This is a genomic window from Dellaglioa sp. CoH-55-MRSF-6, from assembly GCF_056782215.1.
On the sequence record NZ_JBXAYJ010000008.1, the window covers coordinates 1 to 23,357 of the forward strand.

Genomic DNA, 23,357 nt, shown 5'->3' on the forward strand with positions numbered 1-23,357 from the left:
ACTTTTTTCTTTATTTCAACTGTGAACATAGTAAAACCCCCTGAGTTAGATTTCTCCAACTCAGGGGGTTCACTTCATTCCCCTACTTAATCACTTTTTTAAATATTCTAATTAATTACATCTTTTATCGCCCAAACGGGGCTCGAACCCGTAATTCCGCCTTGAGAGGGCGACGTCTTAACCAATTTGACCATTGGGCAAAAATACTCTTTTAAGTATAACCCATATAGATTTGATGTCAATGATTTTTATGCCAAATTAAAAATTGAATAAAACAACAATACAGATACAAACCGAGACAGTACAATGCAGCAGCCCACATAACAAAAGATAACCATTTATATTGTAGGAGAACTTTCGTGGTACCTATCAATAACGTTGTGACACACGCAATCAATAATCTAATGTATAACTTTTTTAATTCACGTCTTAGTTTTATTTCCAATACGTTCGCCTCAAACCCATCTATAGAATAATAACTTAATAAAATGTGCAAAACTTTAGCTTAATTTATTCATTTGTACTTTCTCTACATAACACAATCTTTATGTCCTTCATTATAACGTTATGTATCAATTAGAAAAGTAATCATCACTTTTCTTTATCAATAATTAATCATCTTTACTATTTCTTATTGTTTCAACAAAATATTACTATTTTCTATTTGACAAAAGACCGTTATATCGCTAAAATTAGGAAGTTAATTATTCTTGGGTAATAGCCAAACTGGTAAGGCGCCGGACTCTGAATCCGCAATCTGTAGGTTCGATCCCTACTTACCCAATCAAGTGTTTTCATAGAGTTTCATAAGGTTTCATCTAGATTCAACAAACCGTAGTCAAAACCGTAGTCAAAAAAATAAACTGTACGGGCATGTATGTACTGATGCATCTACTTTCTTAAGTAGGTGCTTTTTATTTTCCCTCAACAAACCGTAGTCATTTCATCACATCTAATTAAATCTACTTCCTTTAGGGTGTCTTGAATGTCTTGATAACCTTTTTAATTGCATCCCTTTAGGGGGTCCGAAATGTCCGAATACTTATTTTTGCCTACATATCTAATAAGTCCCAGGGATGAATAGCTGCACCCATATACTAATATTTGCTAACATATTAGGTATAAATGAAGTATCATTTTGACGAGCTTACTAGAGTTTTGATGAGCTTTATAAAGTATTTTATGGCAAGTTTTGGCAGGTTCTAACACTAACCCTATTACTTACTTTAAGAATACCTAAACATCAATTATAGATAAGGTATTATTTATTACACCTTATCCTCGCCGCTTCGCCTTTTAAAATTTTATTCACTGCATTTAACGGAAAAGATATAGAGTCTATATTTGTTGCAACTGCTGTAAAAATTTTATTAATTTTATTAGTTTCTTGATCTATCAATTCTATATTTTCTTCTTTATTTTTCAATAACCATTTTACTGCCATAGTAAGTTCATCGTATGTTTTCATTAAATCACTCCAAAGTGTAGCAATATTATCTTGATAGGTATCACATTTTTTTGATAATTCGGGTACATAGCTAACGTATGTTTCAAAATAAATTACATATTCATTCTTCAAATTAGTAATTTCATTCAATTTTTCTTTATTAATTTTTGTACCCAAATTACGAATATCATCTATTGTTTCTAATGTACCCTTAGAGAAAATATCTTTTTTCATTAAAATAATATTGGCGGTAAATCTATTATTAATAGAAATTAATCTAGATATGTTCTTAATATCTTCTACAGCAAGGGCATTACTTAACTCATTTTTTCTTTGCTCTTTTAACTGAAACTTTGTATTTATATATGCAAACATAGCTGCACCACCAATACCTATGAAAGAACCTATATAACCTCCCCAAAATCCAAGCCACCCATCACTCGAACCTACTCCTGGAACAATGCCAATAAAAATATTGATGACCCAAGGGATGATAACAGTCACTATCAATATTACTAGTAAAATGAACCATTTATATTTTTTTATAAACCCCCATATTTTACTCACTGCATTACCTCCAAATATCTTATTTACCTCTATATTAAACAATAAAAAACAGGTAAACAATACCTGTCCCAACTCTATGAAATACTATGAAACTCTACGTAACTTAAAAGGTTTATTTTAATGATCACTAGTTACTCAAAAATCACTAAATGATGATTTAACTCACACTAAACTTTTTCACACTTTGAATCTGGCTACCGTTTGTACTTCCAACCGTATCATTCATGATGGATCATTTTAGATAGTATAGTTTATTTCTTTAGCTTTTTAAATGTTTGCACTTTCGTCAACACTATTAGTGTATATACTTTTTAGCTACTATGCTAAGAAATTCATTAATTTTGCTTTTCTAAATTTTAGCTAATATTCTAAGGCCCGGTATTTATCTGAAGATTCCCAGTTCCATATTTCATTTTTTACAAAAAAAGCACTCACGTTTGTGAATGCATTAATGAACCATTATGGAATATCACTATAAAGTATTATATTTATTTAACGGTTTAGCGTAAAGTTTTCTGTATCTATGTCTGGTCTAGTCGAATAGCGTGAGATAGTTTTAAGTGAAACGGTTGTTTTGTTATGATCAGGCACTAGGTAATATTTTTCTCGAAGACTTGCACCCGTGTACACCAACTCTATTTCCCAACCACCATTTCCATAGGGTACGTATCCTCCCAACGCTGCAGGAATATCATCATTATTATTAATTTTAGTTATAGTACTTTTACTTCTATCTGTTATTATCAAGTTAAAATTGCCGTAATTATCATTTGAATTTTCATGTTTGATAATCAGTTTAATCGCTTCATCAATTGATATTGATAGCCCATCACTGGATTGTTGTGTATCATCACTAGCATTGATGATAACGTTATTCACTAGAGTATTTCGACTACCATCAGTTAACTTTTGATTTACATAAGTAGCTATTGTCGACATACCAACTTTTTGTAGTTCATTATCTGCATTGTCATAATAAGCTACAGTATTATGTACATCCCCCAGTAATCTATAATATGGATTATCACCTTTTTGAATATAATACTTAACTGTACTTGAATTAGGTGTTTTAATTGAAACATTGAACCCATCTGCTATTTTATCCGTTAAACCATTCCAAAAACGATTTGCACCATAATAAGCGATTGCTACAGCTGACTGTTTAGGATGGTCTTTCATCTGCTGAACTGTCAGAGTTCCTACATTCCTACTTGCCTGTTTTTTCGTTTCCTGTAATTTACTTTTTTCTTTTTTTAACGATGAAACTTCTCTACTCATTGAACTAGCTATTTTCTTTGAACTTGCTTGTGATTTACTAGAATCAATAGAAGATGATTCATCCTTTTTTGAATTGCTGCTCCCACACGCAGTTAATGATAATAACATCATTGCTATCCCACACGTTACCAATACCTTTTTCATTTTGAAACTCCCCTAAAATTTATTTACCTTTAAATTAAACACTAAAAATGATAGGTAATCAATATTCGTATTCACCTTATGCACTTTTATAAAACTCTGTACAACATAATCTATATTTTCATACTAATAGTCGCAGGTTTTGTTAGATTTTTAACCATTCAAAGATATTTTATACTAAGTTTGTTCAGCCCCAAATGCCGCAATAACCCGTACGACATTTTCTATTTTGGCGTACAAAAAAACATCCACAGTATGGATGTTTCAATTAACCATTATATTTTATTTTGAGTTTGCTGTGCGTCTATTGCATCTTTGGCAGTCGTTTCTAATGCAAACTCATAAGTAAGCTTTGTTCCATTAGATTGTTTTTCTATCCATTCTCCATATGTTATATGTGATCCCTTTATTGTGTAAGGTATGCGATGTGAACCAGATTCACCCCTCATTATAATAAACTTATCGGTTATCTTATACGTATAATTATAGGCTCTATCTTTTCCCAGCTGTGTACGAACCACTGTATCACTTTTTGCGTAACCTAGAGTAATTAAATCAAAAAGGGAGTGCCGTGGAGCAGTACCATCTTCCATAGCTTTACTGATGTCCTCACCATTATATTTGATTGGAGCAAAACTAAATCCTTTTTTTAATTCATTTCTCACAAGATTAGCTGCCTTAGATGACCTTTCAGCTACCATACTTGATTCTTTGGCAGCTGATTCTGATGATGCTTTACTTTCAGAAGATACTTTTGCTTTTTTTATAGACTCTTTCTTATTTGATTCACTTTTTGATTTCTGCAAACTAGATGATTTTACCTCAGATGATGACGATTCCTTACTTGCACTATTGCTGTTCCCACATGCAACTAATAATAATGCAACCATTGTTGAAGCACATAATACGACTACCCTTTTCATTATCCAACACCCCTTTATTTTTATACACTCACATATTAAACACTAAAAAAAGCAGGTAAACAATACCTACCTCCTTTGTATGTACACTCTAAATACTTCAATAAAGTAATAAAGGGTTATATTTTAAAGTTTCTAACATTCATACCCGCTATTAATTTTTAATGCTATATATATTTTTAATTGACGAAGGCTACCAACAAATTCTGCTGGTAGCCTTCTCACTGAATATTTATATTTAATTTTGAGTTAATTAATTTTAAAATAAGTTACTAATTCTACTTCTAAACGATGTAACCCTACCTACTTTACATCCTTGCAACTCCTTGGTTGCGCCAGCGTGAATAAATGAATAGAAATCATCAAACTGAATAATTTATACTAAGAATATTAATATTGAGCTACTATAACCTTAACATGTTTTTGTTTATTGTCAATTTTTCCGAATGATTTATATAGTATTTTCTCATTTTATGTTCTATTTATGATATACTAAATGAGATATTTTAATGATGGTACTTAAATTAATAAAGTGACAGCAACTTAAATCCCCGATTCAATTCTGTCTCCTTCATTTTGAATACACTATAATAATAGTTTGGAGGTTTATACACTATGTTAAGTAAGACAAAAAAATTCTTAAGAGCAAACAAAATTTATTACGATAAAGAACATCTCAATCCATTAATGGTTCCAGATCGTATTTACGTACTTAATTTTGGCTTAGATGAGGATGATCTCAATAATAGATTTATCGTTGAATACACGTATACTTGGACTGGTCGAATCAAAATTAATAAAATTACGATTCGACTTCATAATCAAGTTAGCCCACATGAATTTCGTAATGAAACAGAATTACTGCATTATCTTAAAAAACACACTAAATCGAGCAAATAACATTTGCATTAATCGTCATTAGATGTTATATTAAACTTATGTATTTATGGTTCGGTTATTTAAAGGTGATTTGTTTCATTTATGAACACACTTCTTTTTAATAGTTCAATCAACAAATGCAAAATATATTAGTGCTTACAGCACATGGAGGTTTCATATTATGGAACAAGGTACAGTAAAATGGTTTAATGCAGATAAAGGTTTTGGTTTTATTACTCGCGAATCTGGCGACGACGTTTTCGTTCATTTCTCAGCTATCCAAGGTGACGGTTTTAAATCACTTGACGAAGGCCAAGCAGTTACTTTCGATGTTGAAGATTCTGATCGTGGACCACAAGCAACTAACGTTGTTAAAGCTTAATTATAAGCCTTTGAAACTTACCTTCGGGTAGGTTTTTTTTTTGCAATAATAACCGTATACCCTCTCATCAGCTGCTGTTGTATGACTGTATTTTTAAATTAAATAATTATTTATCATCCGGTTCCTACTATGCACTTTAGGTTACGTTCAAAATCAACTTTAAATTTATCAATATAAAAAATGCCTCATAATTATTAGACGTAGGTCTAACGATTATGAGGCATTTTTAAGTCACACTGTCTTTCAATATCATAATTCATCAACAACAATTAACTTAGAACTATTTTCATTTAAAATGCGTTGCTGTTTACATATCCTTGCCACTTACCATTTGCATTGTATATCGAGTAATATTTATTGCCATTAATTGAATAAGCATATTTTACTGTATATTTCGTACCTGAGTTAGCTATAGTTGACCCTTTTTTTACCGTCCAATTAAAATTACCCCAGATATCATAGCTTCTTTTAACAGAGACAATTTTATTGTATTTAGTATAAATATGGCTAGTTGCTTTATTATTCACATAACCCATCCATTTACCGGCATCGTTATAAAGTGAGTAGTAAATATTTCCGTTTCCTGTAGTATATCTGTATCTAACGTTATATGTTTGACCATAGTAATTACTAGAAGTACTTTTTTTAGATGACCACAAGAAATTACCCCAGACATTATAACCTTTATCGCTAATTTTGACCTTTGCCTTTAATGATTTAGCTACTAAGGTATTCGTAGCATTACTGTTAACATAGCCTTTCCAAACATTATTACCATTATATAGTGAGTAATACGTATTACCATTAATCTTATACGCATATTTAGCATTGTATGTCTGTCCGGAGTTAGTAACTGTAGATCCTTTTTTACTTGTCCAATTAAAATTACCCCAGATAGTATAGCTATTTTTAACAGAAACAATCTTATCATATGATGAATAAACTAAATTTGAAGCATTACTATTCATATAACCTAACCATGTACCTGCATTATTATAAAGTGAATAATAGACGTTACCATTACCCAATGTATATCTGTATCTGACATTTAAGTTTTGACCATAATAATTAGCTGTTGTTCCTTTTGCTGACGTATAGAAAAAATTACTCCAGATAGTATAATCACGTTTAGTAATTTTAGCGGTTGCTTTAAATTCTTTAGCTGAAGCAACCTCCATTGCGTTACTATTTACATATCCAGCCCATTTGCCTTTACTATCGTACAATGAGTAATATTTGTTACCATTACTGTGATTATAGTAATATTTTGCGCTATAAACTTTTCCAATTTTTCCAGTTGTCGTATTTTTAACTTTATTCCAACTAAAATTACCCCAAACATTATATCCAGATTTTTTAATTGAAACTAATTCATTATAACTTTGTGCTTTCCCAGCTGCGTTCGTGGGTGGTGTACTTTCTGTTGGTTTGTTATCTGTTGATGCACTTAAAAACCAATCAGCATTTTTACCAGACATGATACTTGCATCAATGTTTCCAACCCCTGATAAACCATGATTTGTAAAGTTACTTGTATATTGCCATAACGAATGACTTGTTTCCATTGGCTCATTACTTTGGTATGCAGCTAACCAAAAACCATCATATGCGTTAACAGCCGTACTGGCATATGTTTTCATAAAACTAGCATAAGAGTAAAGTATAATTTTACGATTACCTACATATTTAGCCATCTCATCAGCCCAGGCTTTTGTTGTGGCGTTAGTATTTGCTTTGCTAGCATTCGTAACCGTTTGATCTTCATAATCATTGACAAAGAACTTAGCATCCTTGGCACGGTTATATAAGTCTTTCGCTTCTACTCTAGCATCAGCAACATTTTCATATTGGCTAAATGAATAAACACCATATGGAATATTATATTTCTTCATCATCGCAATATTATGATCAATCACTAAATCTTTACGATTTGACCCATATTGAACACGTAAAATAATAAATTTAAAATTTTTCTTTAATACTTTAGCTTGTGCATCTGTAAATGATCCTTGAAATTCTGATAAATCAGGAATTGAATTATCGCGATTTGTAGCCGATTTACTCAATAAAGATGCTGATTTAACTAATGATTCAGGTACATTTGACCCCATCACACCTTCAGGCTTCGAAGTATTAGCCGAGGCCTGATATGCTCCGATACCAATACCTACTATCACACTAGATAAAAATAATACATATTTCGTCATTCTTTTCAAAATAGAAACCGCCCTTTTATTTTTTGTTTAATAACCATATTCTAGCATAATTTATAAGTCAAAAAGATTAAGATTAGAAAAAAAGACCTTCAATAAAAAAATAATAGACGTTTTATAAGCGTCTATTATTTAATTAAGATACTTTTTAAACCACTTAACACAGTATTTTTCTCGTTCAATTGCATGATCTAAAATCAAATAATGACCATATTGTTTGTTGATTTCTTCTTCTGAGAAAAAAATTAATTTCATTCTTCCTTCAAGATGATCTAATTTTACTTGATGTAACTGTAATTGCTCAATTAATCTTTGCTGTAATTGAACGTCATCTTTATTTTTAATAAAATAAAGTTTCAAAATAAATTCGTCTTTAATCGGTTTTAATTCCCCACTATCTGATACTAACCAATCCATTAAAACTTTTTTACCTTGTGATGTAATAGAATATATTTTCTTTTCTAACTTAGTACCTGCTATTTCAATTTCATGCGTAATGTATCCATCTTTTTCCATTATTTTAAGAGCAGGATAAATTTGACTATGTCCTGCTTGCCAAAATTCTCCAATATCAGTCGTAAATGCTTTAGTTATATCGTACCCCGATAATGGTTCTTGATTCAATAATCCTAAAATAATATATTGTAATTTATTTTTTTTTGCCATTTTTCCCCTTAACTTGACTTTTAATACTTATCAGTATACTATAATCAAGTAAACAAAAACATGTAAACTTTTACATGTATAAATAAACACTTTAAAGGAGAACAAAAATTATGACAAATACAGAAAAAAAGTTTAAAACATTAGATGATTTCTTAGGTACACATTTTGTATATACTTACGATAACGGTTGGGAATATGAATGGTACGCTAAAAATGATCATACTGTTGACTACCGTATCCATGGTGGTATGGTTGCTGGACGTTGGGTAACTGATCAAGAAGCTCACATCGTTATGCTTACTGAAGGTATTTATAAAATTGCTTGGACAGAACCTACAGGTACTGATGTCGCTCTAGATTTCTTACCTAACGAAATGAAAATTAACGGAACAATCTTCTTCCCTAAATGGGTTCAAGAACATCCTGAAATTACAGTTACTTACCAAAATGACCATATCGATTTGATGGAAGAATCTCGTGAAAAATACGAAACATATCCTAAAATGGTTGTCCCAGAATTTGCTACAATCACTTACATCGGTGATGCCGGTCAAAATAACGAAGATGTTATCAATGAAGAACCTTATGTTGGTATGCCAGATGATATTCGTAATGGTAAATATTATGACGAAAATTACAAAATGATCAAAAAGAACTAATTTATTCCAAATAAAAATCGTCTGAACTTTTAAAAGTTCAGACGATTTTTATTTTATAACTTTTTTATCTTAAAGACGTGCATTTAATTCTTTTGAAAGGTCTTCGAAGCCAGGTTTACCAAGTAAGGCAAACATGTTCTTTTTGTATGCTTCAACACCTGGTTGGTTAAATGGGTTAATTCCATTCAAGTAACCAGATACAGCTACAGCTGCTTCAAAGAAGTAAATTGTATATCCTAATGTGTAAGCGTCTTGTGTAGGAATGTTCAAAATCATGTTAGGAACATTACCATCAGTATGAGCTAAAACAACACCTTGGAAAGCCTTTGTATTAACAAAGTCCATTGTCTTACCTTCTAAGTAGCCTAAGCCATCAAGATCGCCCTCTTCTTCAGGAATAGCAGTATCATTAACGGGAGTTCCCACATTAATTACAGTTTCCATCAAGTTACGACGGCCTTCTTGAATATATTGGCCTAATGAATGTAAATCAGTTGAGAAATTAGCTGAAGATGGGTAAATACCCTTTTGATCTTTACCTTCAGATTCGCCCATCAATTGTTTCCACCATTCTGAGAAATATTGTAAACTTGGTTCGTAGTTTTCTAGAATTTCAGTTGTGTAACCTTTACGGTATAAAATATTACGTAAAGCTGCGTATTGATATGCTTCATTTTTTGTTAAATCAGCATCTGAATATTCAACACGTGCGTCTTCAGCACCTTGCATCAAGGCATCAATATCAGCACCTGAAGCAGCAATTGGTAATAAACCAACAGCAGTAAGAACTGAGAAACGGCCACCAACGTCATCAGGAATAACAAATGCTTCATAGCCTTCAGAATCAGCTTCAACTTTTAAGGCACCAACTTTACGATCAGTTGTAGCGTAGATACGTGAGTTAGCTTCTTCTTTACCATATTTTGCGATTAATTTTTCTTTGAAAACACGGAAAGCAATTGAAGGTTCTGTTGTTGTACCTGATTTAGAAATAATATTAACTGAGAAATCACGATCACCAATTAAATCTACTAAATCATGTACGTATGAAGGACTAATTGAATTTCCAGCAAATAAGATTTGAGGTGCATTTCTTTTTTCAGCTGGTAATAAGTTATAGAATGTATGGTTTAAGAATTCAATAGCTGCGCGAGCACCTAAATATGAACCACCAATACCGATAACGACTAAAACTTCTGAATTAGATTGAATTTTTTTAGCTGCTGTTTTAATACGAGCGAATTCTTCTTTATCGTAGTCTTTAGGTAAATCTAAAAATCCACGGAAATCACTACCTGCCCCTGTACCGTTGCGTAATTCACTATCTGCTGCAGTAACAAGTGCTTGCATTTCGCCAAGTTCATTGTCTTGGACGAATTTTGATAAGTTAGAACTATCGAATGAAATATGTGCCATTTTAATTATCTCCCTCATATTCTTTATTTAACAACTTACATTATACAATACTTAGTAGAAAATATAACAGTCAAACAGAACTTTAATTACAAATTCCGTTATTTTTTTTGTTTACTATGAGAATATCCGTAACCGTAATAAGCAACTAATCCTATAATAATCCAAATTAGAAAGGCAACCCAGATATTAATCGGTAACTGAATCATCAAATAGACTGAAATAATTATAGACAAGATTGGTAACAATGGTACAAATGGAACTCTAAATTGGCCTTTACTAGGTTCACCAAATTGTTTCCTTAAACTTATTAATGCCAAAGCCAAAATAACAAGTACGGTTAACGTTACAATATTAGTCAATTTGGCTAAACTTTCAATAGACACTAACCCACTTGCAATCGCAATAAAAATACCGACTGTCCATGATGCTGCTTTGGGCGCATTCGTCTTATCGCTAATTTTTGCTAAGTATTGGGGCAATAATCCGTCTCTCGCCTCCGAATAAATCATTCTCGATAAACCATAGGCTAATGCAATTAAGACGCTTAGAAGCGTTATTATTGCACCTACCGAGATTATATTTCCAATAATACTCTGATTTACAAATCGCATCGCAAATGCAACTGGATCACTAACATTTAATTGTGTATACGGGACAATTCCGGTTAATACTAACGTAACAATAATATAAAAAATAGCAGAAATACTTATCGCACCAATAATTCCTTTTGGAATTGTCTTTTGCGGATCAATTACTTCGTCTGATGCCATCGCAATAGATTCAAACCCTAAAAAGGCAAAAAATACTAATGCGGCCCCACTCATTACCCCACTTGTACCAAATGGCATAAAGGGTTGCCAGTTACCAGGTTTAATGTAAAAAACACCCACTACTATAAATAAAAGAATAATCGCAAATTTTACAAATACCATTATTTTGCTTAAACGTAGTGCCTTTTTTGCTTCAAATGTTGTTAACCATGTAACGACTAACGTAATTATAACAGCAATAATATCGATATATGACCCTCTTGCTGCATTATACGATGCACTCAGCGCAACAGGCAGGTGGATATTAAGCCCTATCAAGAACCCCTGCATATACGCAGACCAACCTGAGGCAACAGAAGCCCCCGCTAGAATATATTCACAAATGGTAAACCAACTAACGAACCAGGCTATAAACTCACCAAAAATAACATAAACATAATTATACGAACCACCAGAAACTGGTATTCTTGATGAAAATTCTGCATAAGAAAAGCCGTTCATTATAACTGCAATTGCGGCAATAATAAACGACAAAATAAGGGCAGGACCAGCCTCTTGACTGGCAGCATTCCCCGTAACAACGAAAATACCTGTACCAACTGTTGCGCCTAACCCTAAAAGAATGAGATCACCGGTTTTAAGGGTTCTTTTTAATTTACTAACATGATGAGTTGTCGCAAATTCTTTTTTCCTTAAATCCATCGATTAACACTCCTTCACCATTTTATAAAGTTTTCATAATTCCTAACATAATAACACCTAAAATAACAAATATTGATCCAAGTGTGACATAAATCATCTCATGCTTAGTCTTCTTTTCTCCTAATAAGTAGATACTACCGAATGTTGAAATAACCACTCCCATTTGAGAAAATGAAAAACTAACAGCTTGACCTAATTTAGGAATTGATAAGAACATAAAGATGTTACCAGCGCCCCAAATAAGTCCCGTTAATACATTTTTAAAAGTTGATGAGTGCATAATAACTTCATTTGCAATAAGCGCAACAAATCCAGCACCTATAACCATACCAACAGCTTGTGGCAAGATTGTTGCCATTGTAAATGCACGTGATTCATCAGCAGTCATGCCCACTGTTGCATAATGAACAACAATTGTATAACCTACGTAACCAATTGTTGACAAAATAATAGCACGTACACCAGCAGCAGTATTCTCATTTTTTTCTGAATCAGATAGAACTGAATTTTTTTTATCTCTCAATGATGTCAAAGCAGCACCAGCAATAATAACGATCATCGCTATAGTACCAATCACAACCATTTGAGTTGTCTTCCATTCATTAAACAGTATGACACCTGCCAACGCATTACCAGCTAACTGTAAGCCTGTTGAAACAGGAACTGTTTTTGAGATTCCGATTGCTTTCATAGCATGGAATTGTTGATTTTGACCTAAACTCCAAAATAAACCAGAAACGATACCAATAATCCAGACTTTTGTGTCCATTTCTGGTTGATAAATACCATAAATGGCAATTCCAAAAATCAAGGCACCCCATGTCATACCAACTGTTTGTTGGTTGGCAGTTCCGCCAAGTTTTCCACTTATAAGTCCAATACTACCCCATGCAATTGCAGGGATTACTGCCATTAAGATAATCATAATTAATTAAATCCTCTACTCTCTCTCTTTTATTCTTTTTTCGCGATTTAACTATTTTAGCAGTAAAGTAACCGTATTTACAACCCTTAAAACAAAAATTTGATGATAGCTTTAGCAACATTTGAAACGGGTTACATTCGAAATCCATCAAAAACACTCATAAACGTTTAATTACAAGCATTTTGTTTTTATGAATTTTTTATATTTTACGAAAAAAAACAATCCTATTTAATAATAAATAGGATTGTTTTTTAATTAATCAACTTTAATAACTAACGTTTTTAAATAATTACCTTGACGATATTCCTTGTTTGTTACAAAGTCACTTGATAAACGGAATGTTTCAAGTAATGTAAATGAACGATTCTTATTAGCAAAAGCTTCTGTGATTTGTTCTTTTAATTTTTTGAGCGTCAATCCTGCCGAATTAGTTGAGAACATGATAACACCATCTTTTTGTGTAATATCAATAGCATCTTCAGCAAGTTGAACATAATCTTTTTGAACTGAGAATGTTCTTTTCTTTGAACGTACAAAACTTGGTGGATCCAAAATAACTAAATCATAGTTAATATGGTGTTTCTTTGCATAATCTAAATAGCCGAAAACATCCATTCCACGAATTTCTTGTTTTTCAGGATCAATATTATTAAGTACAAATTGTTCTTTTGTACGATCAATATTTTTATTATTCACATCTACACTAACTGTTTTAAGTGCGCCACCTACTGATGCAGCAACTGATGTTGCACCTGTATTACTAAATCCGTTAAACACAAGTTTTCCTTCAGCATATTTATTCATAATTGCTTTACGCATTTCACGTTGTTCTAAGAAAAGTCCTGTCGTTGTTTCATTAAGATATGCAGCAAATTGAAGGCCATTTTCTTGAACAATAAGTGGCGTAGGTGCATCTTTTCCACGAACTTTGAATGTTGATGGTTCACCCTTTGTATCGTAACGAAGATTAGCATAAATACCTTTATAACTTGTAACTGCATCAGAAAATGCACTATAAATCATATCTTTGTGTTGGTAAAGACCTAAGCTATACCAAGTAAATACATAATAATCGTCGTAATAATCAATTGTTAATCCACCGATACCTTCACCTTCACCGTTAAAGAAACGAAAGGCATTCGTCTCCTTATTAGTAAATAATGATTTACGGTTCATTCGAGCGTTATTAAATAATTTTGAGAAAAAATCTTCATCAATACGTGATTCTTCATTTCGTGAAAAAATCCAGCCATCCCCACGATTTTGTTCTGCAAAATAACCATAAGCGACAAATTGATTATGTAGCGTTAATGCAACCCATTCTCCTTCTTTAAAATCACGAGTTGTTTGTAAATCTTCCTTATCAATTAATGGGTATCCATTTTTAAACTTTTTTGCTGCATGTGAAATAATTTCTACTTTTCTCAATGACTAGCACTCCTTCTATTTTTTAACGTCTTTTTTATTTAATATTTGATTTAAGATAAGATATAGCCCACAGCCTATCAATGTACCCAATGAATTAAAAATGATATCATCTATATCACTAACTCCGGATCCTAGTACAAACTGTCCACATTCAATAGCGATTGATAAACAAATACCAACCAACATTGTTTTTACTAGAGAATACTTTTTAAATTGCTTTAGACTGGGTAAAATAATTCCTAACGGAACAAACCAAAGAATGTTACCATATAGATTATACACGAAATCGAACAAAGATTGTCCATTTGTCAGTTTAATTGTTTCAATTAACGGTGTCCAATTGATAGAATGAAAATTATAGGTTGAATTCAATCGGATATCCCATGGGAAATAGACATATCTAAATACCGTCAATTCAACTAATAAAACGAGGTACGCAACTAATAATAGCCTTACAAATTCTGTTCTGAAGTTTATTTTTTTCTTTTGATACAACCCTATACTTACTCGAATAACAAGATACACGATTAAGTAAAAAATTGTTTTATCAACACTTAAAAAAATAAGATGGATTAATGGAAAGTGGTTAATACCTTGTGAGTAATGATGTAAAACGTATTCATATAATTTTGATAAAAATAACATTCTTTCAACCTCACCTTCCATCTTCTCCTATATTAACAAATAAAAACATGATATTTTAGTATGTACCATTATTTTTCATGTAAATTTAATAAGTTAAAAATGCATTAACAAAGCTTAGCATCAATTGACACAAATTTAATATAGACTGTAAACTACAGTTACGATTTTAATTTGATTATACTCGAAAGGACGGTTCAAACCGTGCAGACACTCAAACGATTTAGAACATTTCTAAACACAAAGCTTGGATTTTTCACCCTACTTCTGTTTCTTTTCTGGTTAAAAACAATTACTGCATATCTTATTGATTTTAACCTTGGTGTTTCAGGAATTTATCAATACTTTGTCCTTTTGTTAAATCCACTTGGCACAACCATGCTACTACTCGGACTTGCATTATACATTAAAAAACCAGTTATTTCATATTTGACTATGTTTTTAATTTACATTGCGAACTCAGCATTACTATTTTTTAATGTTATTTATTATCGAGAATTTACTGATTTTATGACAATTAATACAATGTTAGGTTATTCTAAAGTTTCTGAAGGTATTAGTGGCAGCTCTTTTGCTTTAATGAAACCACACGATATTTTTTACGTCATTGACTTAGTGCTTATTATTTGCTTATTCTTAACTCGCTATTTAAAATTTAACACTCGACCATTCAGTAAACTTAACGCGTTTGCAATTACATCATTCTCAATAATGCTAACATTGGCAAGTTTAACATTAGGCGAAATTGACCGACCACAATTAATTACGAGAACGTTTGATCGTAATTATATTGTTAAATACTTAGGAATTGATTCATATACCGTCTACGACAGTTTCAAAACAGTTAAAAACAATCGGGTTCGCGATACTGCTGAAAGTTCTGATTTAAATGATGTCCTTGATTTTACAAAGTCACATTATGCAGCACCTAATCCAAATATGTATGGTATCGCAAAAGGTAAAAATGTTATTGTGCTCCATTTAGAAAGTTTTCAACAATTTTTAATTAACTTTAAGGTGAATGGAAAAGAAGTCACACCCTTCTTAAATTCTCTATACAATGGTAAAGAAACTTATAGTTTTCCTAATTTTTTCAATCAAGTCGGACAAGGTAAAACATCTGATGCTGAGAATCTCTTAGAAACAAGTATCTATGGATTACCTCAAGGATCTGTTTTCACATCTCTTGGATCCGAAAATACATTTGAAGCAGCTCCCGCTATCTTAAATCAAACCGCTGGTTATTCTAGTGCTGTTTTCCACGGTAATATTGGATCATTTTGGAACAGAGATTCCGTTTATAAAAGTATGGGATACCAATACTTCTTTGATTCAAGTTATTATGATACGTCTGCAAATAACACTCTAGAATACGGTCTAAAAGATAAGTTATTATTCAATGATTCAGTTAAATATTTAGAAAAATTACAGCAACCTTTTTATGCAAAATTCATTACCGTGTCAAATCATTTCCCATTTGATATTGATTCAAAAAATAAAGACTTTGAAGTTCCAGATACAGGTGATACGTCTGTTAATAATTACTTCCAAACGGCTCATTATTTAGACGAATCAGTTAAAGAATTTTTCACATACTTAAAAAAATCTGGATTATCTAATAATACAATGGTTGTCCTCTATGGTGACCATTACGGTATTTCAAATTCAAGAAATGTGAAGCTTGCTAAACTTCTTGGTAAATCATCCGAAACATGGAGCTCATTTGATAATACACAATTACAACGTGTTCCATTTATGATTAATATTCCTGGAAGTAAAAATGGTGGCATCCAAAATCAATATGGTGGTGAAGTTGATGTCTTACCTACCCTTCTTCACTTATTAGGCCTAGATTCGTCATCATATGTTCAATTTGGGACAGATTTATTTTCTAAGAATCACGATCAGACAGTTGCGTTTAGAAATGAAAACTTCATTACACCTAATTATACTGTTTTAGATTCTACAATTTATGATAATGTAACAGGTAAAGAAGTTACGCACCCTTCTAAAATTGTTAAGGAAACAATAAAGAAAGATCAGACAAAAGTCAGTACCGAACTAAATTTATCGGATACAGTCAATAATCAAAACTTATTACGTTACTATACACCAAAGAATTTTAAGCCAACGCAACCAAGTGACTATAACTATAAGAATCAATATAGTAAATTACTAAAATTACAAGAAACGCTTAAAAACAATTCGACAAGCCTCTATTCAAAACATGGCAATAAGTCGACAACAACCTTATATCAAACAGATGCTCCTGAATTAAAGGCACCAACTGCAAGTTCTTCTTCAAAAACTGTTACAAGTTCAAGTTCAAGTACCAGTTCAAAATAAACGCTACCGAAAAATAAATTTCGGTAACGTTTATTTTTTTATTCTAAACAACTTCACATAATGTTCATAACTATTATTTAAAATTAGTCATATAGATTAATCGAAGAGGTGTCATTATGTCTTTAATTCTACAATCATTATCTAGTATTTTTTATCATAAGAAACAAACAGTTGGGTTATTTATCATATTTTTTTTCACAATACTAATCGGTCTCTCAAACTTATTATTTAATCAAATTTCATTTGAATCATTTAAAAGTTTTAAAAAAATGCTTGCTCATATTAATGTTAATAGTACATCTAGTTCTAATTTACTTAGTGTCTTAACAGATATTCATAAACAACAAGTCAGCCTAATCTACCCTATTATTATTGGGTTATTGATAGCGGGTATTACTATCAGTATTGTTGTTTATAAAAAAATCATCAACAAGCGTATCAACGAATATCTTAGTTTACACAATATCGGCGAAAGTCAGCCTAAAGTCGCATTTGCATTCGCTCTTGAAGTCCTTATTATCTTTATAGCAGCATTAATTTTAGTGATAATTTTAATTTTCTTCTTTAAAAATAACTATACTTCATTGCTGAGAGAACTAAATATTTATTGGCTAACCCATTCATTAGCTATGCAACTTTCTCCCTCAGAAATATCCTCTGAGTTATTAGAATTACTGTCACATAAATTAACCAATTTTAATGGGAATTTTTTAATTTCCTCTACAAACGTACAATTTAGTACATTAATCTCGCAAGAATCATTCATTAATTCTGCATATCTATTTGCTGGCGGTATAACTATTAGCCTTATTTCATTCCTATCTGTCTTATTCTCTACCCGTAACTCATCTCATTAAATTATAGGAGGCATCACAATGCAACTAAAAAAATACACTAATACAACTCAATCATTAACCTCATTATTCCCTACCCATTCGGTTTCAATCATTTTAGATAAATCATTTGAATTCGTAAATCAACTTGAAAATCAAGACTTTATTAATTCAAATTTAGTTACTTTAATCACAATTGAAGAACTAAGCTTAATAGTTCCTTATCTAACTATCACACAAAATATGGGTTTAACATCTAAGAAACAGCACAAAAAAACATATAAAACTATTTCAAAATTAATTTATGGACAATATTTTCACCACTATTCACCGAATTTTATCAACAAAAAAACGACTGATTTAAGTCACTTTGATGAAACACTTATTTTAATTTTTAGAGCTATCTTAAACGATTATTCGGTGATCATTTTATCAGGCTTAATTGATGAATTTTCAATAATAGAAACAAGATTCTTCATTGATTTAGTCACAGAATTAACCTGCCAATTAGATTTAAGCATTATTATCACAACTAAACAGACAGAGTTACTTACTCAACCGCAAATCATTCCCTTTGCAGAATCTCCTATAATAGAATAAACCCTCATTGCATATGCAATAAGGGTTTATTCCAATTATTTTTTATTCTTGTTGCCAATCTTCTGAGTAATAATAATTATTTAAATGATATTTAGGTTTAACTTGTTTTTGAGTCAGGAATGGGTTCACATAACTATCAACCGCAACCCAACCTTTCCAACCTAAATGAATCGTATCTTCCATGAAGTATTCTTCATTACCATCTTTACTGAAATCAGCAATTTTATTAAATCCTTGGGATTTCAATTGCTTTGTAACCTTACCATCAAAGTTAGCTAGCATCTTCGACGATAGTCCAGTATAACTTGCCCAACGTTGGTTTACAGGTGGAATAATAAACAAGACGTCAGTATGTTCTTTAGCAAACTGATTTAAAATTAATTGGAAATCTGAAAATTCAACAGAATGATCATAATTTAATTTAGTCTGTGTACCTGCAAGCTTACCAATTTTTTTGTTAAGCTTATTTTTATCCCAATAACTATTTTTGATTGCAAAATCATTATTGGTTGTCCATTTAGCACCATATTTACCGGCAAGAATATTTAATTTATTTAAATCATATTTTGCTGGAAGGTTCTTAGTTTGTTTGTCGATAGTCTGTGTTCGATCGGCCATCGGAAAACCTGAGAATAATTGATCTTCATGATTCAAAATCGTTAATTTCAAGCGAAGCATCGTAGCATCCGCTTCAGATAACGACTGTCCTTCAGCAATTTTATGCATTGCATTCAGTACAGATTCATTTCCTTCACCAGACATTAAAGTAATAAATCTGTTGGCAGCATAACGATCTGACAGGCTGTTAGCATTTGCAGATAGTAACCACTCTGTTGTTTGTAATGGTGAATAAAAATTATTAAATACCTGCTTTCTTACACCATTAGGAACAAACCATTGTGGTGATACCACCATAACTGCTTTTTTATTTCTTAATTGATTTTTGATACCTTGTAAATAAAAATAATGATTAAGCGATTGTGTCCCACCAGTTCCCATTAAAAATGGACGATATGAACGATTATATTTTTTCGCTAAAACTGAAGGATGCATCGAATCCATCCGTGAAAATTCGGATGAACCGATAAATGCCACATAACCATCATCTAATGCCTTTTGACGAATAGCAGAGCCCTTTAAAATTAAAGTAGATTGCGATACTGCTGCTTTTTCTTCAGTTTTTGCAGAACTGAAATTATAATTGACTGGTGCAAGTAGTATGGCTAATAGTAATGCAACAGCCAAAACAACAGGCCCAATGATCATGAATAACTTCTTTTTCAATCCCATTTAGATCAAGCTTTCTACTTTTGCAATAATTAAATTTGGTGTTGCCCACTCAGAACGTTCAAACTCTGAAATTGGAATATCAACACCTAATTCATTTTGTAATTCTAAGATTAATTGAATTGAACCCATTGAATCTAATAGGCCTTCATCAAAAACATTTAAATCTAAATTATTTCTAACTTCTGCGCTACCTGTTGTCTCTTCTAATATATCTAAAACTTTATCTTTTGTGTTCATATCAATTCTCCTCTAATTATCTATTTTATGAAAAATATAGTTTGTCCAAAAATCCTGAAAAGATTAAGAAACTTAAGCAAACGATGTTAAACGTAATAAAGATTGCAAAAATTTCTGTAAATTTATTACTTGGAATACTGGTTTTATGTTTCTTTTTAAATCTGAGCCATGCATCATTAATGACGATAGCTATCGCATGGAATAGGCCATAGGCAATGTAATACCAAGTAACCCCGTGCCAAAATCCCATGAGTAAGAATAATCCAAAATAACCAACAATAGCTGTTGTTATTCGACTTTTAATTAATTTATGTTTCATCATAAAAAAGACTAATCTCATATAAACAAAATCACGGAACCAGAATGAAAGTGTCATGTGCCAACGATTCCAAAAGTCTTTAATATTGTGTGCGATGAAAGGTCTATTAAAGTTAGGAGGTGTTTCAATTCCCATAAAGTAACTGATACCAACTGCGAATAAACTATAACCAGCAAAATCAAAAAATAAATCCATACTGTACGTGTACATGTAACCAACTAAGGCCCACGATATACCACCGTCTAGTAATGCAATACGTGCGACGTGAGGTAACAGCATCGTACCAAATAGGTATGCTAGTAAAAATTTATATAAGAAACCTAAGAAAATGTAAAATACACCCTTTTGTAACATTTCTAAATATTTTTCTCGACTTGGGACATTTTGATAATCTTTAACAAACCGTCTGTAACGATCGATTGGTCCCGATGAGATAGTTGGGAAAAACAATAAAAATTGTAAGGTTAGCATCAAATCAAATTTCTTAATACTACCATCTCGCGATTCCATAATCATTTGAACCGCTTTAAACGTTAAATAACTAATTCCTAAAAAGCCAATAATTGATGGTATACCATTATTAATGGCTGGTGTTATTTTTACGATGGATAATGGTGCTATCGCTAAAAGGACAGCCATAATAAAAACCCACGTTTGATTATACTTACTACGATAATTCATGTATAAACCGATAAGTAAGACTTCAAAAATTATATAAATAAGTAAATTAAAGCCTTCGTGAAGTTTTGGACCGCCAAATATTAAGAAAATAAAGAGTAATGAAATTAACGTTTCATACAATCTAAATCTTTTACCATTAAGCAAACCAACAATAATTGGAATTAAAACAACAATAAGATATAGAAAGTACATCGGATTGACATAAGGTTGGAATGATACCATTAAGCATTCACCTCATTTATTAGTGTTTTCCGATCAATTTTACCATTTTGCGTTAATGGTAAAACATCAACATAAACAAACTTCTGTGGAATCATATATGACATCATTGTATCTAACAAGTATTTTTTAATTTCAACTGTTAATTCTGAGTCTCGTTCAACTGGATTATCATTTTGAACAACATACGCAATTAATTGAACCACTTTATGATCCTTATTATATTTTGGAATAGTGATTGCTTGTTTTACAAATGGATGCGATGACACATGATGGTCAACTTCTTCTAATTCAATTCGGTAACCATGTAGTTTAACCTGGAAATCAATTCGTCCACGATATAACAACATCCCTTCAGAATTTATGATTGCTGCATCACCAGTTCGATAGGCAGCTACGCCATCCATTTCAAAAAAAGCACTGGCCGTTTTTTCAGGATTGTTAAGATAACCTTTTGAGACACTAGGTCCAGCAATAATTAATTCACCTTCATCACCATTTGGTACTAGTTCATTTTCTGGATTAACTACAACCATCTTTGTATCTGATTTGGCATAACCAATTGGTAATCGTGGGTATTGTTCTAAAATAGCATCAGTAATCTCAACACTCGAAACCGCAACTGTTGCTTCCGTAGGACCATACGTATTAAATATCTTAGCCATTGGGAATCTTTGCTTCAATGCTGCAGCTGTTTTGTGAGTTAATTCTTCACCACAAAATAAGAATCGACTAAGATCTGGTAAATGTTTATCATCAAACGTTGGTTCTAATAAACAAATATCAATAAATGATGGTGTTGAAACCCAAACTTGTAAGTCCAGAGTAGGTAACGTTTGGAAAAGAACTTTGAAATTATCCGTCACTTCTTGAGGTAAAACAGATAACTTACCACCCATAGTTAATGTAGGATACAAGTCCATTACTGATAAATCAAATGAGTATGGTGCCTGAGATAGACTATTGGGATGTTCTGGTAGAGAGAAATCTTCTATCATCCAGTTCACGTAACTTATCAAGTTATCATGACTAATTTGAACCCCTTTTGGCTGTCCAGTCGTACCAGATGTAAAGATAATATAGAAGTTATCTTTACCAGTTACTTGGAAACTAGGATCAGGAACTTCTACCCCTTGATTATTCTCAATAATTTCTGTTAATTCAGTTGATAAAATTACAGGTACATCGAGTTTAACTTCAGGTAATTCTGCTACAGCTATACAAGCGACTGGTTTCGCAACTTCTTGAATTGACTCTAAACGCTCAGCTGGTGAGTGCGAATCAATTGGAATATATGCGTGCCCTGCTTTAACGCTTCCTAAAAAAGCCACTAGCATATTAAATTTTTGATTTCCATATATCATAATTGGACGTTTATTATCTAAATTTAATTCAATCAAATGCAATGCTAATGCATCAGATTTTTCTTTTAACTGTTGATAAGTATTTGTCTCACCCAAATCATTGTAAACAATGCGATTGGGATCGGACATTGCGATCATATCAATTTGATTAATTACATTTTTTATCATGTCTTTGCTCTCCTTTAAAATTCATTATAGATAAACGTACCATTACTTATACCTTTAAATGAATACAGGTAAACTAGCATCGCCAATACAATAAAATAAAAGGCAGTTCGAACGATAAACATAAAAACTTCATTTTCTTTTAAATCATGCCATTTTTGGCTCATATTTATCACATCCCCCTTAGAATGAATATAGTATACACTTTTTTTCCCCCGTTTAGCATTCATCTATGTCATACTAACCTAACAATTTTGTAATATTAAAC

21 protein-coding genes and 2 tRNA genes are annotated in these 23,357 nt (G+C 31.8%); 7 read left to right on the top strand and 16 right to left on the bottom strand.

Translation table 11 applies throughout. From position 1 onward, the window contains the following. Positions 1-127: 127 nt before the first annotated feature. Positions 128-200, bottom strand: a tRNA-Glu gene (locus AC1RPK_RS07070). Between the two features lie 511 nt (positions 201-711). Here AC1RPK_RS07070 and AC1RPK_RS07075 point away from each other — a divergent pair. Next, positions 712-784 (top strand) — tRNA-Gln (locus AC1RPK_RS07075). A gap of 477 nt (positions 785-1,261) precedes the next feature. Here AC1RPK_RS07075 and AC1RPK_RS07080 read toward each other — a convergent pair. The 3 genes from AC1RPK_RS07080 to AC1RPK_RS07090 form a co-directional block, all read right to left on the bottom strand. Continuing rightward, positions 1,262-2,014 carry a hypothetical protein gene (locus AC1RPK_RS07080; protein ID WP_481761916.1) on the bottom strand — a complete coding sequence of 251 codons (753 nt, stop codon included), beginning with the start codon at positions 2,012-2,014 and terminating at the stop codon, positions 1,262-1,264. A gap of 492 nt (positions 2,015-2,506) precedes the next feature. Continuing rightward, on the bottom strand, positions 2,507-3,436 hold the full coding sequence (locus tag AC1RPK_RS07085; protein WP_481761917.1) for a hypothetical protein: 930 nt from the start codon (positions 3,434-3,436) through the stop codon (positions 2,507-2,509). Between the two features lie 272 nt (positions 3,437-3,708). Next, positions 3,709-4,356: a hypothetical protein gene (locus AC1RPK_RS07090; RefSeq protein WP_481761918.1), complete on the bottom strand. Its 648-nt coding sequence runs from the start codon at positions 4,354-4,356 to the stop codon at positions 3,709-3,711. A 612-nt stretch (positions 4,357-4,968) separates the two neighbouring features. Between AC1RPK_RS07090 and AC1RPK_RS07095 the strand changes: the two genes are divergently transcribed. Together AC1RPK_RS07095 and AC1RPK_RS07100 are read left to right on the top strand one after the other, a co-directional pair. Continuing rightward, a complete protein-coding gene (locus AC1RPK_RS07095; protein ID WP_481761919.1) occupies positions 4,969-5,253 on the top strand; it encodes a hypothetical protein in 285 nt (94 codons plus the stop codon). A gap of 160 nt (positions 5,254-5,413) precedes the next feature. Beyond that, positions 5,414-5,614, top strand: a complete 201-nt coding sequence (locus AC1RPK_RS07100) for a cold-shock protein (RefSeq protein WP_057973786.1) — start codon at positions 5,414-5,416, stop codon at positions 5,612-5,614. Between the two features lie 290 nt (positions 5,615-5,904). Here AC1RPK_RS07100 and AC1RPK_RS07105 read toward each other — a convergent pair whose 3' ends face one another. Then, entirely contained in the window at positions 5,905-7,821 is a 1,917-nt protein-coding gene (locus tag AC1RPK_RS07105) for a GH25 family lysozyme (protein WP_481761920.1), read from the bottom strand. Positions 7,822-7,959: 138 nt separating this feature from the next. After that, positions 7,960-8,493, bottom strand: coding sequence for a PadR family transcriptional regulator (locus AC1RPK_RS07110; RefSeq protein ID WP_409022286.1), 534 nt, complete (start codon positions 8,491-8,493; stop codon positions 7,960-7,962). Positions 8,494-8,603: 110 nt separating this feature from the next. On the opposite strand from AC1RPK_RS07110, the gene AC1RPK_RS07115 reads away from it, so the two are divergent. Beyond that, a complete protein-coding gene (locus AC1RPK_RS07115) occupies positions 8,604-9,152 on the top strand; it encodes a phenolic acid decarboxylase (RefSeq protein ID WP_481761921.1) in 549 nt (182 codons plus the stop codon). 69 nt (positions 9,153-9,221) lie between these two features. Here the strand turns inward: AC1RPK_RS07115 and AC1RPK_RS07120 are convergent, their stop codons facing one another. The 5 genes from AC1RPK_RS07120 to AC1RPK_RS07140 form a co-directional block, all read right to left on the bottom strand. Next, complete coding sequence (locus tag AC1RPK_RS07120; protein WP_481761922.1) at positions 9,222-10,568, bottom strand: glucose-6-phosphate isomerase; 1,347 nt, start codon at positions 10,566-10,568, stop codon at positions 9,222-9,224. Positions 10,569-10,666: 98 nt separating this feature from the next. Then, a complete protein-coding gene (locus AC1RPK_RS07125; RefSeq protein WP_481761923.1) occupies positions 10,667-12,040 on the bottom strand; it encodes an amino acid permease in 1,374 nt (457 codons plus the stop codon). A 22-nt stretch (positions 12,041-12,062) separates the two neighbouring features. Further along, positions 12,063-12,965 (bottom strand): GRP family sugar transporter, encoded by a 903-nt coding sequence (locus tag AC1RPK_RS07130; RefSeq protein ID WP_409022282.1) that lies wholly within the window; start codon positions 12,963-12,965, stop codon positions 12,063-12,065. Between the two features lie 255 nt (positions 12,966-13,220). Beyond that, positions 13,221-14,393, bottom strand: coding sequence for a class I SAM-dependent rRNA methyltransferase (locus AC1RPK_RS07135; RefSeq protein ID WP_481761924.1), 1,173 nt, complete (start codon positions 14,391-14,393; stop codon positions 13,221-13,223). Positions 14,394-14,408: 15 nt separating this feature from the next. Then, positions 14,409-15,038, bottom strand: coding sequence for a VanZ family protein (locus tag AC1RPK_RS07140; RefSeq protein ID WP_481761925.1), 630 nt, complete (start codon positions 15,036-15,038; stop codon positions 14,409-14,411). Between the two features lie 432 nt (positions 15,039-15,470). Between AC1RPK_RS07140 and AC1RPK_RS07145 the strand changes: the two genes are divergently transcribed. The 3 genes from AC1RPK_RS07145 to AC1RPK_RS07155 all read left to right on the top strand — a co-directional run bounded on the left by AC1RPK_RS07145 (position 15,471) and on the right by AC1RPK_RS07155 (position 18,814). Next, the gene (locus tag AC1RPK_RS07145; protein ID WP_481761938.1) at positions 15,471-17,381 is read left to right on the top strand and encodes an LTA synthase family protein; all 1,911 of its coding nucleotides are present in this window, start codon (positions 15,471-15,473) and stop codon (positions 17,379-17,381) included. Positions 17,382-17,497: 116 nt separating this feature from the next. Next, complete coding sequence (locus AC1RPK_RS07150; protein WP_481761926.1) at positions 17,498-18,238, top strand: hypothetical protein; 741 nt, start codon at positions 17,498-17,500, stop codon at positions 18,236-18,238. Positions 18,239-18,256: 18 nt separating this feature from the next. After that, the gene (locus AC1RPK_RS07155) at positions 18,257-18,814 is read left to right on the top strand and encodes a hypothetical protein (protein WP_481761927.1); all 558 of its coding nucleotides are present in this window, start codon (positions 18,257-18,259) and stop codon (positions 18,812-18,814) included. Between the two features lie 42 nt (positions 18,815-18,856). On the opposite strand, the gene dltD is transcribed toward AC1RPK_RS07155, so the two are convergent. Genes dltD through AC1RPK_RS07180 form a run of 5 tightly spaced genes read right to left on the bottom strand, consistent with a single transcriptional unit; the run spans position 18,857 to position 23,319 of the window. Then, the gene (dltD, locus tag AC1RPK_RS07160; protein ID WP_481761928.1) at positions 18,857-20,080 is read right to left on the bottom strand and encodes a D-alanyl-lipoteichoic acid biosynthesis protein DltD; all 1,224 of its coding nucleotides are present in this window, start codon (positions 20,078-20,080) and stop codon (positions 18,857-18,859) included. A 24-nt stretch (positions 20,081-20,104) separates the two neighbouring features. Then, on the bottom strand, positions 20,105-20,341 hold the full coding sequence (gene dltC, locus AC1RPK_RS07165; protein WP_481761929.1) for a D-alanine--poly(phosphoribitol) ligase subunit DltC: 237 nt from the start codon (positions 20,339-20,341) through the stop codon (positions 20,105-20,107). Between the two features lie 25 nt (positions 20,342-20,366). Continuing rightward, positions 20,367-21,563, bottom strand: coding sequence for a D-alanyl-lipoteichoic acid biosynthesis protein DltB (gene dltB, locus AC1RPK_RS07170; protein WP_481761930.1), 1,197 nt, complete (start codon positions 21,561-21,563; stop codon positions 20,367-20,369). Continuing rightward, the gene (gene dltA / locus AC1RPK_RS07175) at positions 21,563-23,092 is read right to left on the bottom strand and encodes a D-alanine--poly(phosphoribitol) ligase subunit DltA (RefSeq protein ID WP_481761931.1); all 1,530 of its coding nucleotides are present in this window, start codon (positions 23,090-23,092) and stop codon (positions 21,563-21,565) included. The genes dltB and dltA overlap by 1 nt, the downstream gene beginning before the upstream one ends. A 14-nt stretch (positions 23,093-23,106) precedes the next feature. Further along, positions 23,107-23,319 (bottom strand): teichoic acid D-Ala incorporation-associated protein DltX, encoded by a 213-nt coding sequence (locus AC1RPK_RS07180; RefSeq protein WP_481761932.1) that lies wholly within the window; start codon positions 23,317-23,319, stop codon positions 23,107-23,109. Positions 23,320-23,357: the final 38 nt, after the last annotated feature.

Coding starts and splice junctions, on each gene's coding strand:
- AC1RPK_RS07145 (WP_481761938.1), top strand. CDS start 15,471: ATGTTTTTAATTTACATTGCGAACTCAGCATTACTATTTTTTAATGTT.
- dltD (WP_481761928.1), bottom strand. CDS start 20,080: ATGATCATTGGGCCTGTTGTTTTGGCTGTTGCATTACTATTAGCCATA.
- AC1RPK_RS07090 (WP_481761918.1), bottom strand. CDS start 4,356: ATGAAAAGGGTAGTCGTATTATGTGCTTCAACAATGGTTGCATTATTA.
- AC1RPK_RS07115 (WP_481761921.1), top strand. CDS start 8,604: ATGACAAATACAGAAAAAAAGTTTAAAACATTAGATGATTTCTTAGGT.
- AC1RPK_RS07155 (WP_481761927.1), top strand. CDS start 18,257: ATGCAACTAAAAAAATACACTAATACAACTCAATCATTAACCTCATTA.
- AC1RPK_RS07140 (WP_481761925.1), bottom strand. CDS start 15,038: ATGTTATTTTTATCAAAATTATATGAATACGTTTTACATCATTACTCA.
- AC1RPK_RS07125 (WP_481761923.1), bottom strand. CDS start 12,040: ATGGATTTAAGGAAAAAAGAATTTGCGACAACTCATCATGTTAGTAAA.
- AC1RPK_RS07150 (WP_481761926.1), top strand. CDS start 17,498: ATGTCTTTAATTCTACAATCATTATCTAGTATTTTTTATCATAAGAAA.
- AC1RPK_RS07180 (WP_481761932.1), bottom strand. CDS start 23,319: ATGAATGCTAAACGGGGGAAAAAAAGTGTATACTATATTCATTCTAAG.
- AC1RPK_RS07100 (WP_057973786.1), top strand. CDS start 5,414: ATGGAACAAGGTACAGTAAAATGGTTTAATGCAGATAAAGGTTTTGGT.
- AC1RPK_RS07095 (WP_481761919.1), top strand. CDS start 4,969: ATGTTAAGTAAGACAAAAAAATTCTTAAGAGCAAACAAAATTTATTAC.
- dltC (WP_481761929.1), bottom strand. CDS start 20,341: ATGAACACAAAAGATAAAGTTTTAGATATATTAGAAGAGACAACAGGT.
- dltB (WP_481761930.1), bottom strand. CDS start 21,563: ATGGTATCATTCCAACCTTATGTCAATCCGATGTACTTTCTATATCTT.
- dltA (WP_481761931.1), bottom strand. CDS start 23,092: ATGATAAAAAATGTAATTAATCAAATTGATATGATCGCAATGTCCGAT.
- AC1RPK_RS07085 (WP_481761917.1), bottom strand. CDS start 3,436: ATGAAAAAGGTATTGGTAACGTGTGGGATAGCAATGATGTTATTATCA.
- AC1RPK_RS07120 (WP_481761922.1), bottom strand. CDS start 10,568: ATGGCACATATTTCATTCGATAGTTCTAACTTATCAAAATTCGTCCAA.
- AC1RPK_RS07105 (WP_481761920.1), bottom strand. CDS start 7,821: ATGACGAAATATGTATTATTTTTATCTAGTGTGATAGTAGGTATTGGT.
- AC1RPK_RS07110 (WP_409022286.1), bottom strand. CDS start 8,493: ATGGCAAAAAAAAATAAATTACAATATATTATTTTAGGATTATTGAAT.
- AC1RPK_RS07130 (WP_409022282.1), bottom strand. CDS start 12,965: ATGATTATCTTAATGGCAGTAATCCCTGCAATTGCATGGGGTAGTATT.